General features: G+C 27.9%; 14 protein-coding genes. 10 read left to right on the forward strand and 4 right to left on the reverse strand.

Features of this window, described 5'->3' with window-relative positions; genetic code table 11:
• Position 1: 1 nt before the first annotated feature.
• A complete protein-coding gene (gene feoB / locus H0H45_RS02560) occupies positions 2-2071 on the forward strand; it encodes a ferrous iron transport protein B (RefSeq protein ID WP_185866497.1) in 2070 nt (689 codons plus the stop codon).
• A 133-nt stretch (positions 2072-2204) separates the two neighbouring features.
• Here the strand turns inward: feoB and H0H45_RS02565 are convergent, their stop codons facing one another.
• Positions 2205-3200, reverse strand: a complete 996-nt coding sequence (locus tag H0H45_RS02565; RefSeq protein ID WP_185866498.1) for a D-alanine--D-alanine ligase — start codon at positions 3198-3200, stop codon at positions 2205-2207.
• Positions 3201-3829: 629 nt separating this feature from the next.
• Between H0H45_RS02565 and H0H45_RS03165 the strand changes: the two genes are divergently transcribed.
• The 3 genes from H0H45_RS03165 to H0H45_RS02580 are packed head-to-tail and all read left to right on the forward strand — an operon-like array spanning position 3830 to position 5570.
• Positions 3830-4258 (forward strand): hypothetical protein, encoded by a 429-nt coding sequence (locus H0H45_RS03165; protein ID WP_455768324.1) that lies wholly within the window; start codon positions 3830-3832, stop codon positions 4256-4258.
• Positions 4255-4524, forward strand: coding sequence for a hypothetical protein (locus H0H45_RS02575; RefSeq protein WP_238785202.1), 270 nt, complete (start codon positions 4255-4257; stop codon positions 4522-4524). Before H0H45_RS03165 ends, H0H45_RS02575 begins: the two co-directional genes overlap by 4 nt.
• An 11-nt stretch (positions 4525-4535) precedes the next feature.
• Complete coding sequence (locus H0H45_RS02580; protein WP_185866499.1) at positions 4536-5570, forward strand: RluA family pseudouridine synthase; 1035 nt, start codon at positions 4536-4538, stop codon at positions 5568-5570.
• Here H0H45_RS02580 and mgtE read toward each other — a convergent pair.
• Positions 5521-6879: a magnesium transporter gene (gene mgtE, locus H0H45_RS02585; RefSeq protein ID WP_185866500.1), complete on the reverse strand. Its 1359-nt coding sequence runs from the start codon at positions 6877-6879 to the stop codon at positions 5521-5523. The two genes, H0H45_RS02580 and mgtE, sit on opposite strands and share 50 nt — an antisense overlap.
• A 133-nt stretch (positions 6880-7012) precedes the next feature.
• Here mgtE and leuS point away from each other — a divergent pair, with 133 nt between their 5' ends.
• The 6 genes from leuS (at position 7013) to rpoN (ending at position 15629) form a co-directional block, all read left to right on the forward strand.
• Positions 7013-9844 carry a leucine--tRNA ligase gene (gene leuS, locus H0H45_RS02590; RefSeq protein WP_185866501.1) on the forward strand — a complete coding sequence of 944 codons (2832 nt, stop codon included), beginning with the start codon at positions 7013-7015 and terminating at the stop codon, positions 9842-9844.
• 125 nt (positions 9845-9969) lie between these two features.
• Positions 9970-11400, forward strand: coding sequence for a Glu/Leu/Phe/Val family dehydrogenase (locus H0H45_RS02595; RefSeq protein ID WP_185866502.1), 1431 nt, complete (start codon positions 9970-9972; stop codon positions 11398-11400).
• 22 nt (positions 11401-11422) lie between these two features.
• Entirely contained in the window at positions 11423-12139 is a 717-nt protein-coding gene (pyrH, locus tag H0H45_RS02600) for a UMP kinase (RefSeq protein WP_185866503.1), read from the forward strand.
• A gap of 14 nt (positions 12140-12153) precedes the next feature.
• Complete coding sequence (locus tag H0H45_RS02605) at positions 12154-12708, forward strand: ribosome-recycling factor (RefSeq protein ID WP_185866504.1); 555 nt, start codon at positions 12154-12156, stop codon at positions 12706-12708.
• Between the two features lie 11 nt (positions 12709-12719).
• Positions 12720-14147 (forward strand): asparagine--tRNA ligase, encoded by a 1428-nt coding sequence (asnS, locus tag H0H45_RS02610; protein WP_185866505.1) that lies wholly within the window; start codon positions 12720-12722, stop codon positions 14145-14147.
• Between the two features lie 3 nt (positions 14148-14150).
• Entirely contained in the window at positions 14151-15629 is a 1479-nt protein-coding gene (gene rpoN / locus H0H45_RS02615) for an RNA polymerase factor sigma-54 (protein WP_185866506.1), read from the forward strand.
• Positions 15630-15632: 3 nt separating this feature from the next.
• Here rpoN and H0H45_RS02620 read toward each other — a convergent pair whose 3' ends face one another.
• Both H0H45_RS02620 and H0H45_RS02625 read right to left on the reverse strand, forming a co-directional pair.
• The gene (locus H0H45_RS02620; RefSeq protein ID WP_185866507.1) at positions 15633-16991 is read right to left on the reverse strand and encodes an aldehyde dehydrogenase family protein; all 1359 of its coding nucleotides are present in this window, start codon (positions 16989-16991) and stop codon (positions 15633-15635) included.
• Positions 16992-17035: 44 nt separating this feature from the next.
• Positions 17036-17482, reverse strand: a complete 447-nt coding sequence (locus H0H45_RS02625; RefSeq protein ID WP_185866508.1) for a SufE family protein — start codon at positions 17480-17482, stop codon at positions 17036-17038.
• Between the last annotated feature and the right edge of the window lie 6 nt (positions 17483-17488).

A 17488-nucleotide genomic window follows, 5' to 3' on the forward strand; every position in this document is an offset into this window, starting at 1 on the left:
AATGCGGAAAAGAATCATTAAATTAGCTCTTATTGGAAATCCAAATGTAGGAAAAACTTCTTTGTTTAATCAATTAACTGGACTCAACCAAAAAGTGGGAAATTATTTAGGTGTCACAGTAGATAAAAAAATAGGATTTTTTTCTTACGAAAAGACCCACTATCAGATAATAGATCTTCCAGGAATCTACAGTATATATCCATCATCTGAAGATGAGGAAATAGTTTGTAAATTACTAAACAATATAGATGATATTGATTATCCAGATAAAATCATTGTTGTAGCTGACTCATCGAATCTTAAAAAAAGTCTTTTATTATTTAGACAGATACAAGATTTAGGTTTTCCTGTTCTTTTTATCCTAAATATGCTTGATGAAGCAAAAAAAAAGGGAGTTCTTATTGATATAGAAAAACTTAAGAAATTTCTTTTAACTGAAATAGTCTTAATAGAGGCAAGAAAAGGAATAGGAATAGATAAGGTAAAACATAAAATCAGTAGTCTGAAAAAGAAAAAAAGCTTTTCCTTTTTTTTTAATCCCGGATCATCTCATTCCATTGCTATTCAAGATGTCAAAGATGGTTATCAGGTAAACACTTATAGAGCTTGGTATTATTTAGCAAATAATAAAAAATTCTTAAAAGAGGATGAACTTTTGAAGAAGATTAAGAAAAAACACAATATCATTTCTAAAAAATTACAAATTAGAGAAACATTAGATAGATATGAAGAAATAGGAAAAATTTTTTCTAAAACAGTTTCTGAGTTTCTTTTGGATCCAAAAAGAAATTCTTTAGATTTTTCTAAAAAGATAGATAATTATTTATTATTACATCCTGTTTGGGGTTATTTCATTTTCTTTTTTTTATTGTTTATCATATTTCAAAGTGTTTTTTTTTGGGCAGAAAATCCTAAAAAAATTCTAGAATTTTTTTTTTCTATTCTTCAAAAAAAACTAGAAAATATTTATCCTGGCCCACTAAACAATTTCTTTGTACAAGGTTTTTTACCTGGAATTAGTACGATTATCACTTTTATTCCACAAATTTTTTTTTTATTATTTTTCCTCCTTCTTATGGAAGAAAGTGGTTATATAAGCAGAGTGATATTTTTAATGGATAGAATTATGCGACCATTTGGATTAAATGGAAAAAGTGTAGTTCCTCTTATTTCTAGTGTAGCCTGTGCTATTCCTGCAATAATGTCTGCTAGACATATTGAAAATTATAGAGATCGTTTAATCACCATTTTAGTAACTCCTTTTATCACCTGTTCTGCTAGATTACCTGTTTACACATTAATAATTTCTCTTATCATTCCGGATAAAAAATGGTATTTCATTCAATTGAGAGGATTAGTACTTATGGGAATGTACCTTTTAGGTTTTTTTTCTGCTTTAAGTATATCTATGATTCTTCATCTATTTCTTAAAAAAGATTATCAAAGTCATCTGATTATGGAAATGCCTACTTATAAATGTCCCATATTTGGAAATATATGGATTACCCTATGGATAAGTATCAAATCTTTCATGTATAACGCTGGGAAAATTATTGTATTATTAAGTATATTAATTTGGAGTTTAGGATCTTTTGGTCCGAAAAAAGATGTTTCCCCATCCAGTAAATATTCAATTAATTTTGAAAATATATTTGAAAAAAAAGAATTACCCAATTCTTATTTAGGTTTACTAGGAAAAAAAATGGAACCTATTCTTCTTCCATTAGGATATGATTGGAAAATAGGAATAGGATTAATCTCCTCTCTTGTAGCAAGAGAAGTATTTGTTAGTACTATGGCTTCTGTATATAGTATAGAAAAAAATGGAAATTTTTTTTTAAAAGAAAAAATGAAAAAAGAAATATTCAGTGATACGGGGAAACCCGTTTACAATTTTGCTACAGGATTTTCTTTGCTTTTTTTCTATGCTTTTTCTATGCAATGTTTAAGTACCTTATCTATAGTCAAAAAAGAAACGAAGTCTTGGAAATGGCCCATCATACAATTCTTTTTTATGACTACATTCGCTTATATTTCTTCTTTTTTTATTTATCAAATATTAAAAACCTAATAAAATGTGGCAGTATATTATAATTGGTTTATTTTTTTTGTATTCCATATTTTATTTTCTCAAAAATTTTTTGAAATTTTTCTCTACTAAAACTAGTAGTTTTTGTAAAAATAAATGTAAATGTAATTGCAGATTATGAATTTTTTTTCTTGAAAATTTCAATAGAATCGTATATATTTTTTTTAAATAATTCAGATAAAGATATTCCGGCTATTTTTAATTGCTTTGGAAGTATACTTTCTTCAGAAAGTCCAGGAATTGTATTAATTTCTAAAAAAAAAGGATCTCCGTTTACCAGTATATATTCCGATCTAGATATACCTGATAAATTGAAAATTTCATAGACCTTTTTTGCCAATTTTTGTATTTTTTTTTCAATACCTGGTAATAATCTAGCAGGTGTGATTTCTTGAGATTTTCCAGAATATTTCGATTCAAAATCGAAAAAATCATTTTTACTGATAATTTCTGTAATAGGTAAAACTTTAATATCCTGATTCCAGGAAATAACTCCTACTGAAACTTCAGTTCCTTTCAGAAAAGATTCCACAATAATTTCTTGATCTTTTCTAAAAGCATGTTGTATCGCATTGGATAATTCTCTTTCTTGATAGACTTTAGATATCCCTAAACTAGATCCGGATCTGTTAGGTTTTACAAAACATGGTAATCCTACTTTTTTTAGAATTTTTTTTACACAAAAAGATTGGTTTTTATTTAAAAAAAAGGAAGGAGCTGTTTTAATTCCAAATTCTTTCAAGAAGGTTAAACAATATTTTTTATTAAAAGTAATACTTGCATGATGAAAATGGCATCCTGTATAGGGAATTTTCAGTAAATGAAAATAAGCTTGTAAAACTCCGTCTTCTCCTGGAGTTCCATGTATAGCATTAAAAACACAATCAAATTTCAAAATTTGATCATTTGTAATACGAACGGTAAAATCCTGTTTATTCACAGGATACTCTTTATTATTTTTATCCTTGAAAATCCATTTTTCTATGAATAAATAGATTTTATAAACTTCAAATTCTTCTTTACTTAGATTTTTGTACACTACTTCTCCGCTTTTTAACGAAATAACAGATTCCTCTGTATAACCTCCCATAACAATCGCTATTTTTTTCATTATTCTCTATTTTTTTTATATTAATCAGTTACATTTTATTTTATTCTTACATGAAGTATTCAAAATATTGTTTGATTTTACTTCTAAATTTATTAATTGCTATATTTATTTTATATAAAATAACTAGCCTGGCATTAAAATGGGTCGATATTTACACAAGACACGGGTCTTACGTGATTGTCCCAAACCTCCGCTATTTAACTTTAAACCAATCTATATCTCTTCTAAAAAAATTAGGATTAAAATATGATGTAGATACATCACATTATGATCCATCTTTGAAACCTTATCAAGTCCTTTCATTTTTTCCAGGAGCAGGAGATCCTGTGAAAGAAGGAAGATATATATACATACAAGCTAATGCAAAAAAATTTAAAACCACAGTCCTTCCTAATATAATTAATAAAAACAAACGGATAGCAATCAAATTACTTCATGCTAACCATATCCTTGTGAAGGATATAAAATATGTAAATGATCTTTCTAAGGATACGGTTTTAAAAGTAGTTTATAAAGGAAAAATCATTCCTTCTGGATCTATTCTTCCACATCAAGATGGAATTACATTAATAATAGGAAAAGAATATGAAAGAAATAATTCTTCCTATCCGGTTCCAAATGTAACTGGAATGTCTTTATCTAATGCAACCTATACTTTGAAAAAAAAATTATTTAACATCATTAATTTTTATTATGAGGATCCCTTGGATGATGCTTCTTCTACGAAATCAAAAGTATATCGTCAGGAACCGACTCCTGGAAAGAGACAGGATAAAAATCAACCTATTAATTTATGGTTAACTACAAAACCTTTAGATGGCTTAACATCTGAATTCAAAAAAAATGATTCAAAAAACGAAGAAAAAATTCCAAAAAACGAAGAAAAAATTCCAAAAAACGAAGAAAAAATTCCAAAAAACGAAGAAAAAATTCCAAAAAACGAAGAAAAAATTCCAAAAAACGAAGAAAAAATTCCAAAAAACGAAGAAAAAATTCCAAAAAACGAAGAAAAAATTCCAAAAAACGAAGAAAAAATTCCAAAAAACGAAGAAANTTGAAAAAAAAATTATTTAACATCATTAATTTTTATTATGAGGATCCCTTGGATGATGCTTCTTCTACGAAATCAAAAGTATATCGTCAGGAACCGACTCCTGGAAAGAGACAGGATAAAAATCAACCTATTAATTTATGGTTAACTACAAAACCTTTAGATGGCTTAACATCTGAATTCAAAAAAAATGATTCAAAAAACGAAGAAAAAATTCCAAAAAACGAAGAAATGGATGAAAAAAAAACTAAAAAGAAATCTATTGAAAAATAAAAATAAAAAAAATGTCTATAAAAAAATTTAAGTTTTTTGTAGAAAAATATCAAAAAACTATTCGAATTGACAAATTTTTGAGGAAATCTATTCAAAATATCAGCAGAAATCAAATTCAAAAGGCAACTAATTCTGGAAAAATTTTAGTCAATCAATGTGTTATAAAAAAAAATTATAAAATAAAACCTTTTGATCTTGTGGAAGCTGAGATTTCTTATCCTCCCATTTTAGATTCAGAATATAAAAATATTATTGCAGAAAACCTCCCTCTAAATATTCTTTATGAAGATGAAGACGTTCTTGTTATAAACAAAGCTGCAGGAATGGTAGTACATCCAGGTTTTGGAAACGAAAAAGGAACATTAATTCATGGAATTAAATATCATTTTAAAAATAATCATCAATTATATCGATTGGGTTTAGTACACAGAATAGATAAAGATACTACAGGTTTACTTGTGTTAGCTAAAAATGAATATGCCCAAAAATATTTATTTCAACAGTTTATTTCTAAAACTATTCAAAGAAAATATCTCGCCTTAGTATGGGGAAACATACAAAGAAAAGAAGGAACTATAAGTGGGTATATAGGAAGAGATCCTCATAATAGAAAGAGAATGACTCTTTTTCAAAGAAATTTTTACAAAAGTAGGTATTCTGTTACTCATTATAAAGTTTTAGAAAGATTTAAATATCTCACCTATGTTTCTTGTCATTTAGAAACAGGAAAAACGCATCAAATCAGAGTTCATTTCAAATATTTAGGACATCCCTTGTTCAATGATTCTACTTATGGTGGAGATAAAATTTTTATGAAAAAATATTTATCGAATAAATCGATAGATTTTTTCAAAGATTCTTTAAATCTTTTGAAAAGACAAGCTTTACATGCAGGATCCCTTTCTTTTATTCATCCAAAAAATGGAAAATGCCATTTTACCTGTTCAATTCCTAAAGATTTTAAAAAAGTTCTCAAAAAATTAAGAAATCAACATTTTATAACAAGCTCCCCTGAAGAAGAAGATAAGATATTGAAAAATATATAATCAAACCGACCACATCTACCAATGTAGCTACGAATGGGGCAGAAGAACTAGCTGGATCTCCCCTAAATTTTTTGATAATAAAAGGTAACATAGATCCACTAAATGTTCCCCATAGGACAACTCCAATTAAAGATAAAAAGATAGTTATCCCAACTAATATCCAATGAGGTCCATAATTAAAAAAATTTATTTTATGCCATGTTAAAACACGAATAAAACCCGTTAAACCCAAAATACTTCCTAAAAAAAAACCACATATGATTTCTCTTCGCATTACTATCCACCAATCTTTCATTTTCACTTCTCCTAAAGCCATTGCTTGAATAATTAGACTAGCTGCTTGAGATCCACTATTTCCTCCACTAGAAACAACTAAAGGAATAAATAAGGCTAAAACAACTGCTTTTTCTATAGCACTAGAAAAATACTGCATGACTGTGGTCGTCAACATCTCACCTATAAATAACAATGTTAACCATCCAGCTCTTTTCTTAATCAGTTTGAATAAAGGAACATTCAGATAAGATTGATTCAAAGCTTCCATTCCACCTATTTTTTGGATATCTTCTCTATAATTTTCATTTAAAACCCATAAAATATCATCTATAGTAACTATTCCAAGAAAAATTTTTTGATCATCTATGACAGGTAGTGATACTCTATTATTCATAGAAAATATTTTAGTAGCTTCTTCTTCTGTATCAGTGACACTTAAAGCTGCTGTGTATCGTCCATCCATCAAATCAACTACTTTTGTAGTTGGATCTACTAATAAAAATTCTTGTATTTTTATATCGTCCACTAATTTTCCTTTTTGATTGACTATATAAACTATTTCTATCACATCACTATTTTTACCTTCTTTACGTATGTAGTCTAATACCTCTTGTACGCTCCAATTTTCTTGGACCGCAAGATAGTATGGAATCATTAAACGACCTACACTGTTCTCAGGATATCCTAAAGAAACTAATGTCTTACGTTTTTCTTCCGGATTTAAATATTTAATTAAATCTTTCAAAGAATTTTTTGGAAGATTTTCCAAAAAGGAAACACGATCATCTACTGATAGTTTATTCAATAACTCCATCATTTTAATTGAAGGAAGACTTTCTATAATTTTTTTTTTTATAGGAAAATCTAAAACTTTAAAAACAGAAATTCCTCTATTTATTTTCAATAAAATAAATATATCTATAACCTTATCTGGATGATCTTGAATGAATTTAACTAGAAAACTAATAGTTTGATTATTTAAAAAATTTTCGTCAAAATGATTTTCTAAACAATCTTGATGTTGATTCAACATTTCTTTTCTTTTTTAGAAAAACTTTTTTTTCATTATCATCAAATTTTGAAATTAAAAATTCCCTTCAGCTAGAAATTACTAAAATTACGTAATAAAATCATTGTAATTTTACAAAATTTAAAATAGAATAAACATGGAATATAATTTTCGTGAAATAGAAAAATATTGGCAAATATTTTGGAAAAAACATAATATTTTTCATACAAAAGAAAATAACGGAAATCAATCTTACAAATACTATTATATATTAAATATGTTTCCTTATCCTTCTGGTTCAGGACTCCATATAGGACATTGTTTAGGATATATTGCTTCAGATATTTATGCACGATACAAACGTGCAACAGGTCATAACGTTCTATTCCCTATAGGATTTGATTCTTTTGGACTTCCTGCAGAACAATATGCTATTCAGACTGGACAACATCCTTTTAAAACCATTCGTAAGAATGTAAAAAAATATCAAAATCAAATGGATAAAATAGGACTTTCTTTTGATTGGAGTCGAAAATTATCGACTAGCGATCCTACTTATTATCGTTGGACTCAATGGATGTTTATCCAAATATTTAATTCTTGGTATGATAAAACTAGTGAAAAAGCTAAATCGATAGATCTTTTAGTAGAAGAATTTAATAAAAATGGAAATCTTTTGGTTAATGCTAGTCATTCTTCTTTTAACTATAAATTTGATTCGAAAATGTGGAAAGAATTCAATTCTTCTAAAAAGGAATCTATTCTTTTGAATTATCGTTTGGCTTTTTTATGTGAAAATACAGTAAATTGGTGTCCAGAATTAGGAACAGTTTTAGCCAATGATGAAATTAAAAATGGAAGAAGTGAAAGAGGTGGGTATCCTATTCATAGAAAAAAAATGCTACAATGGCATATAAGAATTACCGCTTATATAGAAAGACTTTTAAAAGGATTAGAATCTGTTGATTGTTCCAAATCTTTAAAAAAATTACAATATAATTGGATAGGAAAAACATTAGGATATTCTATTTTTTTAGAACTTTTTTTCCAAAAAGAGAATATCAAAAAAATAGAACTATTTATCTCTCGTCCAGAAATTATATTTGGAATGACATTCATTATTTTATCTACGGATCATCCAATGGCAGAAAAAATTTCTATTTCTTCTCATCGGGAAGAAGTTTCTCTATACTGTAAAAAAAATCTTGTAGAAGAAAAAAATATTTCTGGTGTTTTTACAGGAAATTATGTGATCCATCCTTTTCTTAAAAAAAAGAAAATTCCTATTTATGTTAGTAATAGTTTTTCTATAGATAATGAAACCCTATCTATAATAGGGGTCCCGGGGCATGAAAAAATTTGCAAAAAATTTGCAAAAAATATGGGTTTAGAAATTTTGTCTGTCCTAACTCCTGAAAAAAAAGAAGAGAAGACTAATGATGAACTTTATGAAGGAAAAAATGCAAGATGCATTAATTCTGATTTTTTAAATGGGTTAAAGGTTCAAGAAGCTAAAAAAAAAATCATTCAAATCTTGGAAAAAAAAAAGATAGGGGTTAAAAAAAATAGTTATCGATTACGTGATGCTATTTTTTCTAGACAAAGATATTGGGGGGAACCCATTCCTATTTATTTTAAAAATAAAATTCCAAAAACCATTCCCCTTGAAAAACTTCCTTTGCTTCTTCCAGAAATAAATAATTATCATCCAAAAAATGGAAAATCTCCATTAACTAGAGTCAAAAATTGGGCTTGGGACGAAAGAAAAATGAAAATAGTTTCCAATACTCTTGTGGATAATCAATATGTCTTTCCAATAGAAACTAGCACTATGCCAAGTTGGGCTGGATCAAGTTGGTATTTCCTTCGCTATATGGATGTTCACAACAATCAATTCTTTTTGGATAAGAAAAAAGAACAGATTTGGAAAAATATTGATTTATATATAGGGGGAACTGAACATTCTACCGGTCATTTAATTTATGCAAGATTTTGGCATAAATTTCTGAAGGATAGAGAATGGATCAGGACAGAAGAACCCTTTAAGAAAATATTCAATCAAGGAATGATTTTGAATTATTCAGCTACTATACTAAAAATTATTGGAAAAAATATATTTATTTCCTATGGATTAAAAAATTCTCATAATCAAAGAGATAATTTACAAAAATTATATGTAGATATATCTCTAGTAAATTCTAAAAATGAATTGAATATCAATAATTTTAAAAAATGGCGACCTGAATTTTCTCATTCAAAATTTTTTTTAGAAGAAGGACGTTTTTTTTGTCAAAGACAATTAGAAAAAATGTCAAAATCTAAATATAATGTCATCACTCCAGATCAGATTTCTGAAAAATATGGATCAGATGTATTTCGTCTTTATGAAATGTTTTTGGGTCCTGTTATGGAATCAAAACCTTGGAATGAGGAAAAAATCAATGGAATAAAAAATTTTTTAAAAAAATTTTGGCATTTATTTCATATAAATAAAGTATTTCAGGTTAGTGACTTAAATCCGACATTTCAAGAACTCAAAATTTTACATTATACAATCAAAAAACTACAGGAAAGAATGAATTCGTTTTCTTTTAATACATCCATTAGTTATTTGATGATGATGGTTAATCAATTAAGTATTTTAAAATGTAATAAAAGAAAAATATTGGAACCGTTAGTGAAATTAATAGCGCCTTTTTCTCCTCATATAGCTGAAGAACTTTGGAGAAAACTAGGAAAAGAAAAATCTATTATTTTTGATTCTTTTCCTGTGTATAATCCAAAATTTCTTGTGAAAGAAAAAATTACTTATCCGATTATGTTTAATGGAAAATTAAAATTCCAGGAAACGTTTGAATCCAAACTAACAATTGAGGAAATTCGAAAAAAAATTTTAAATCATCCTAAAACAAAGTTCATTTTAGATGAAAAAGAATTACAAAAAATTATCATCATCCCAAAAAAAATAATAAATATTTTATTTTTTTAAATCATATTTTTTAATTTAAAATTAATCGATGTTTGATGAAAATTGTATTGTTATAAAACGTAGATTTGTATCTGGTTATCTGGCAGGCGGGATCAAATTTTTTTAAATGTGTAAAAACTTTTTTTATGTCAAAAAAAAACAAAAGTAAAGCTGATGCGTCTAGTTTTTTTAGTTGTATAGAAAAAAATTTTGATAAAGCTGCACGGTACCTTTCTATTAAAAAAGGTCTTTTAGAGCAAATTAAATCTTGTAATGCTGTGTATCGCATACATTTTCCTGTAAAAATAGGAAAAGAAATTCAAGTGATTGAAGCATACAGAGTTCAACACTCCCATCATAAACTCCCCTGCAAAGGGGGCATTAGATATAGCACAAAAGTAAACCAAGATGAAGTGATGACTTTAGCTGCATTGATGACGTATAAATGTGCTATAGTCGATGTTCCTTTTGGTGGATCTAAAGGGGGAATTAAAATTGATCCACAAATTATTTCTGTAGAAAATATAGAAAAGATAACCCGTCGTTACACTTCTGAATTAATAAAAAAAAATTTTATAGGTCCAGGGATAGATGTTCCAGCTCCTGATTATGGAACCGGAGAAAGAGAAATGAGTTGGATTTTTGACACATTTTTATCTCTTAGTCCTGGAGAAGTAGATGCTCTAGCCTGTGTTACAGGAAAACCTGTTTCTCAAGGTGGTGTGAGAGGAAGAAAAGAAGCAACAGGATTAGGAGTATTTTATGGAATTAGAGAATTATGTAAGATGAAAGAAGAGATGTTATCTGTAGGTCTTGATGTAGGATTAAACGGAAAAAAAGTCATTGTACAAGGTCTAGGAAATGTAGGTTATCATGCAGCTACATTTTTTCATGAAGCAGGAGCTATTATTGTAGCTTTAGCAGAAAGGGAAGGGGCTATTTACAATCAAGAAGGTTTGAATGTCTCAAATGTGATTCTTCACTTGAAAAAAACCGGATCTATATTGAATTTTCCAGAATCAAAAAATATAGAGGATACAGAAAAAGCTTTAGAATTAGAATGTGATATTCTTATTCCAGCTGCGTTAGAAAATGTGATTCATAAACATAATGCTAATCGGATTAAGGCAAAAATTATTGGAGAAGCCGCCAATGGACCTTTGACCCCTGAAGCTGATGAGATATTAGAGAAAAAGGGAGTTCTTATAGTTCCAGATATTTATTTGAATGCTGGAGGAGTCACCGTTTCTTACTTTGAATGGTTAAAAAATTTAAGTCATGTTCGTTATGGACGTATGGAAAAACGTTTTAGTGAAAATATGAATACAGAATTGCTACAAGTTGTAGAAACTTGTTGTAGAAAAAAAATTCCAATAGAAGAAAAAAAAATGATTTTAAGAGGACCAAGGGAAATAGATCTCGTACGTAGTGGACTAGAAGATACAATGATCAATGGATTTCATAAAATTCGTGATCTAAAAAAATCCTTAAAAATAGAAAACCTTCGTACTGCTGCATTTGTTTTTGCTATAAACAAAATCATAGATTCTTATGAAAAATTAGGTATTTTTCCATAATCTTTTTTTGAATATCTTTTTCATGAAGTACAAAAGATCTTTGTTGAAATTAAGCGGAGAAGCTCTTATGGGAAATCACGAATTCGGACTTCATTCTACTCGTCTTCAACAATACGCTGAAGAAGTAAAAAAAGTAGTAGAAATGGGAGGCCAGGTAGCTATCGTGATTGGTGGAGGAAATATATTTAGAGGATTTTCTAGAATAAAGGAAAATACGATAGATCGTATAGGAGGGGATTATATGGGAATGTTAGCTACTGTTATCAACGGAATAGCTTTCCAAGCTTACTTAAAAAATGTCGGAATCTGTACTTCTATACAAACAGCTATTAAAATGGATCAAATAGCAGAACCATTTGCCAAAGATAAGGCGATTCATCATCTTGAAAAAGGAAAAGTGGTGATATTCGTAGCCGGGTTAGGAAATCCATATTTTACCACAGATACAGCTGCCGTTTTACGTGCTATAGAAATTAAAGCCGATGTTTTATTAAAAGGGACCAGAGTGGATGGAATTTATACAAAAGATCCAGAAAAAGATAAATATGCTAAAAAACTTAAAAAAATATCCTTTGATATGGCTTACCAAATGGGAATCAAGGTAATGGATCAAACAGCCTTTATTTTAGGAAATGAAAATAATTTACCTATTATTATTTTTGATATAAATAGGAAAGAAAATTTTAAAAAAGTAATTTCAGGAGAAGAGATAGGAACTCTGGTTTCTAACGAATTATAAAAATAGAAAAAATTATGGATGAATTAAATGAAATTTTTTTTTCTTGCAAAAAAGATATGGAGAAAATTTTGAAAAAACTTCAAGAAGAAATTCATCGTATTCGATTGGGAAGCAAATCCGTTGTTTCCCTTTTAGAAAAAATAAAAATAAAGTGTTATGCTTCTTTTTTTCCTTTAATTGAAGTGGCCACAATTACCATTGTAGATAATATGAATATTACGATTCATCCTTGGGATCGTGCTATTATCTCCTATATAGACAAAGCAATTATAGATGAAAATCTTGGTTTTATGCCAACCAATAAAGGAGAATACATTCACATTCGTCTTCCTATTCTTACGGAAGAAGGAAGAAATAATTTAATGAAAAAAATTAAAACAAAAACAGAAAAAGCAAAAATATTTGTGAGAACAACACGAAAAAAGTATAACCAATCTATAAAAAGATTAAAAATCTCTGAAGATTTATCTAAAACAGGAGAAAGTCATATACAAAAAATTACTAAGGACTCTATTCAAAAAATAGATGTTCTTTTTTTTTCAAAAGAAAAAGAAATCTTAAGTATATAATTCTTTGATCCATGATTGAAAAATATTCAATTAAAGAATTATTGGAAAAAGGAAAAAAATTTTTAAATAAAAAAGTTTTAGTTGAGGGATGGATTCGGTCTTTTAGAAATTCCATTTTCATCACATTAAATGATGGATCTACAATAAAAAGTCTTCAAATTATTTTATCTAAAAATTTAGAAAGGGAGTTTTTGAAAAAAATTACCATTGGGAGTTCAATTAAAGTTATCGGGATAATCATAGAAAGTTTAGGGAAAAAGCAACCCATAGAATTAAAATCTTTGGATACAAGAATCTATGGAAAAGTAGACTCAAAAAGTTTTCAAAAAACTATTTTACAACCTAAACAACATAGTTTAGAAACCTTACGAAAACAAGCACATCTACGTTTTCGTACAAATATTTTTAGTAGTATTACGCGTATACGTCATCATGTAGCTTTTTCTATACATAAATATTTTCATGAACATGGTTTTTTTTACATCCATACTCCCATTATTACCACTTCAAATGCTGAAGGAGCTGGACAAATGTTTCAGGTAACAACTATGGATTTAAAAAATATTCCACATATAAGAGAAAATGTAGATTATACAAAAGATTTTTTTCAGTGTAAAACCTATTTAAGTGTATCTGGACAATTAGAAGCAGAAACCGCTTCTTTAGCTTTAGGAAAAGTATATACATTTGGACCTGCTTTTCGTGCAGAAAATTCCAATACTTCACGACATTTATCTGAATTTTGGATGATAGAACCAGAAATGGCTTTTTATCATTTAGAAGAAAATATGAATAGAGCTGAAGATTTTTTAAAATTCGTTATACGATATACCATGGAAAATTGCATAGAAGATCTATCCTTTTTAAAGGACCATATAAAAAAATGGAATAAAAAACAGGAATCTACAACACTTTTAGAAAGATTAGAGCTTATACTAAAATCTCCGTTTCAAAGAATTAGTTATACGGAAGCAATCAATATTTTGAAAAAAAGCCTCCATAAAAAAATGGTGAAATTTTTTCATCCGGTTATTTGGGGAATGGATTTACAATCAGAACATGAACAATATCTAGTAAAAAAATGTTTTCAATGTCCTGTAATTATTTTTGATTATCCTTCTTGTATTAAAGCCTTTTATATGCGTATAAATAATGATGGAAAAACGGTTAGAGCTATGGATATTTTATTTCCAGAAATAGGAGAAATCATTGGAGGGTCTCAACGGGAAGAACGTTATGAGATTTTATTAAAGCGTATCAAGGATAAAAACATAGATGATAGGAAACTTTGGTGGTATTTAGATACACGTCGTTTTGGTTCTGTTCCTCATAGTGGATTTGGCCTAGGATTTGATCGTTTAGTTCAATTCATTACAGGGATGAAAAATATTCGAGATGTTATTCCTTTTCCAAGAACTCCACATAATGCAGAATTCTAAAAAATGTTAAAACAAAAATTTTTACAAAAAGGACAACAAAAACTTTCTCCACAGCAAATAAAACTAATGAAATTAGTGCAATTATCTACTTTGGATTTTGAACAAAGAGTGAAACAAGAATTGGAAGAAAACCCAGCATTAGAAGAAATAGAAGAAGAGACCTCTTCTATTATAGAAGAGGCAGATGATAATAATACATCTGTCATTGATTTTGATCTTCCAGAACAAGAAGATAAATCCATAGATCTTTCGGAAATAAATATAGATGAATATTTAAGTGATGATGAAATTCTAGATTTCAAAAGCAATAACCAAAATAATCACAGTGAAAAAAAATATATCCCCATAGTTTCTGGAATTTCTTTTCAAGAATATTTAAAAAGTCAATTACATACTTTTCGTTTAAATCAAGAAGATTTGTTAATCGCAGATTTTATATTAGGAAATATAGACGAAGATGGCTACATAAGAAGAAAAATTCCATCCATCGTAGATGATATTCTTTTGATACTTGGTATTCCAGTAACTGCAGAAAAGGTGGAAAAACTACTTGTAAACTATATACAAAAACTAGAACCTATAGGAATAGGAGCTAGGAATTTACAAGAATGTCTTTTTATACAATTAGAAAATAAAAAAAAATCACAAAATGTAAATTTAGCCAAAAGGATAATAAGAAACAATTTCGAATCTTTTATAAAAAAACATTATCAAAAACTGCAAAATAAATTAGAAACCACAAAGAGTGATTTACGAAAAGCTATCTATCAAATAGAAAAATTAAATCCAAAACCAGGAAAAATTTACTCTGGAAATCCTAGAAATTTAGATCATCTCATTCCAGATTTTACTATTTGTATTTCAGATGGAAAATTAGAATTATCTTTAAATCATAGAAATACTCCAGAAATAAAAGTATCCTCCTTATATTTAGATATGTTAAAATCTTATAAAAGTTCAAAAGAAAGGAACATGAAAAAAAATGAAAATACTATTTTGTTTTTAAAACAAAAAATAGATTCAGCAAAATGGTTTGTAGACGCTATAAAACAGCGTCAAAATACATTAATGTTAACAATGAATGCCATTATGGATTATCAAAAAGAATACTTTTTCACTGGAGATCCATATAAAATAAAACCGATGATTTTAAAAAATATATCTCAAAAAATAGGTGTAGGAATATCCACTGTATCTCGTGTTGCCAATAGTAAATATGTCAATACTCCATATGGAACTTTTTTGATAAAAAGTTTTTTTTCTGAAAAAATGATCAACGAAGAAGGGATGGAAATTTCTTCTATTGAAATAAAAAAGTTGTTGGGAGAATCTATTGCTAAAGAAAATAAAAAAAGACCACTAACTGACGAAAAATTATCGAAAATTCTCAAAAAAAAAGGTTATTTGGTGGCAAGACGTACTGTAGCTAAATATAGAGACCAAATGCAAATTCCAGTTGCAAGAATGAGAAAAATCCTTTGAGAATCATTTATTGATAATAATAGTTTTACAATTAGAAAACTCTTTGAGAGATAGAACAGATAATTCTCTTCCGTATCCAGATTTTTTTATTCCTCCAAAAGGAAAACGAGGATCAGATTTTACGATTTCATTCACAAAAACCATCCCTGTATTTATTTTCTTGGATAAAAATTCCGCTTTTTTTAAGTCTTTAGTCCAAATAGAAGCTCCTAGACCATAACAGGTTGCATTGACCATAGAAGGAATTTCTTCCTCATTAGAAAAAGTATAAACGATTCCTATTGGTCCAAATATTTCTTCTTGATTGGAAGAAAAATTCTTATCTTCCATTTTCAATAAACAAGGAGAAAAAAAATTTTCATCTCTTGTAGTCTGTAAACAGATTTTTCCTCTATTGGAAATAATATCTTTATATTGTTGATATAATTTTTCAGATAAGTCTACACGAGAAATATATCCTATTTTAGTAGATTCATCATGTACATCTCCCCTCTGATACTGTTTCATTTCTTGAATAACTAGATCTATAAAATCATCTACAATAAAATTATCTACTATAAACCTTTTAGCGGAGATACATGTTTGTCCTGTATTATTCAATCTAGATTCCGTAGCTAATTTAGCCGTTTTTTTTAGATCATCTACATCTCTCATAACTACAAAAGCATCATTTCCGCCTAATTCTAAAACAGATTTTTTAATATATTTTCCAGATAAATATCCTATATGACTTCCAGCTAAATGACTTCCTGTAAAAGAAACACCTTGTATAATTGGATGAGCTATAACAGATTTTATTTTAGGTATATCCATTAAAAAAACTTGAAAAACTCCTCTTGGAAAACCAGATTCAATAAATATTTTTTCTAAAAGAAGAGAACATCCAGCCGTATTAGTAGCAGGTTTCAGTACTATTACATTTCCTAATAACATATTAGGAATGGCATATCTTATAGTTTGCCAAATAGGATAATTCCAAGGCATAATTCCTAATATAGATCCTATAGATTCAAATCGAATAGAAGATTTTTCATATTCAGTAGATATATCTTGAAAAAAAATAGTTTCTTCTAAACTAGAATAATACTTGCATAATTTGATACACTTTTTGACTTCCAAACGTGATTGAGTTATAGGTTTTCCCATTTCTTGAGTTATTAAATAGGCTATAATGTCTATGAGATCTTGCATGGAAGAAGATAATTTCATGATATATCCTATCCTAGAAGAATAGGATATATTTTTCCATTTTTCATAAGCTTTTTGAGATAGGAAGAGCTTATCCATAATATTCTTATCCTCTATAAAAGAATAAGTATTTAGTATATTATTATCAACAGGATTAATAGTATGAAACCTCATATTTTCTTTTTTTTTATAAAATAAAGAAAAAAATGGTAAAATTTTTACAAAATTTTACCATTCAAGCTAACAGATAATTTGACATTAAAAGCAATGGCATAAAACTTGATTTTTTTTAAAAATAAGAGTATCCCATTAGCTCGAATCGGAGATAAAAATGTTTGAAATCCTATTTCAGAAATAAAATTTTCCTTCGAAGAAATAATTTCAAAAGGAGAATGTCCAGAATAAACAAAAATCATAAGAGCTGCCATTCCTTTAGGTAATAAGGCGTCACTATCTGCATCAAAAAAAACCAGTTTTCCTTTTAATTTAGAATCTAACCAAACTTTAGATTGGCATCCATGAATCAATTTATCTTCAGATCTAAATTTATCAGATTTTTTTGGTAATTTTTTTCCTAAATCTATAAGATATTCATATTTTTCTTCCCAATTTTTAAGAAAAGAAAATTCTTTTTTGATTCTTTCTTCTTTATCCTGTAACGTCATTTCAAA

The organism is Blattabacterium cuenoti, from assembly GCF_014252095.1.
In the GTDB taxonomy this organism is placed as follows: domain Bacteria; phylum Bacteroidota; class Bacteroidia; order Flavobacteriales; family Blattabacteriaceae; genus Blattabacterium; species Blattabacterium cuenoti_F.

Coding starts and splice junctions, on each gene's coding strand:
- feoB (WP_185866497.1), top strand. CDS start 2: ATGCGGAAAAGAATCATTAAATTAGCTCTTATTGGAAATCCAAATGTA.
- H0H45_RS02565 (WP_185866498.1), bottom strand. CDS start 3,200: ATGAAAAAAATAGCGATTGTTATGGGAGGTTATACAGAGGAATCTGTT.
- H0H45_RS02580 (WP_185866499.1), top strand. CDS start 4,536: ATGTCTATAAAAAAATTTAAGTTTTTTGTAGAAAAATATCAAAAAACT.
- mgtE (WP_185866500.1), bottom strand. CDS start 6,879: ATGTTGAATCAACATCAAGATTGTTTAGAAAATCATTTTGACGAAAAT.
- leuS (WP_185866501.1), top strand. CDS start 7,013: ATGGAATATAATTTTCGTGAAATAGAAAAATATTGGCAAATATTTTGG.
- H0H45_RS02595 (WP_185866502.1), top strand. CDS start 9,970: ATGTCAAAAAAAAACAAAAGTAAAGCTGATGCGTCTAGTTTTTTTAGT.
- pyrH (WP_185866503.1), top strand. CDS start 11,423: ATGAAGTACAAAAGATCTTTGTTGAAATTAAGCGGAGAAGCTCTTATG.
- H0H45_RS02605 (WP_185866504.1), top strand. CDS start 12,154: ATGGATGAATTAAATGAAATTTTTTTTTCTTGCAAAAAAGATATGGAG.
- asnS (WP_185866505.1), top strand. CDS start 12,720: ATGATTGAAAAATATTCAATTAAAGAATTATTGGAAAAAGGAAAAAAA.
- rpoN (WP_185866506.1), top strand. CDS start 14,151: ATGTTAAAACAAAAATTTTTACAAAAAGGACAACAAAAACTTTCTCCA.
- H0H45_RS02620 (WP_185866507.1), bottom strand. CDS start 16,991: ATGAGGTTTCATACTATTAATCCTGTTGATAATAATATACTAAATACT.
- H0H45_RS02625 (WP_185866508.1), bottom strand. CDS start 17,482: ATGACGTTACAGGATAAAGAAGAAAGAATCAAAAAAGAATTTTCTTTT.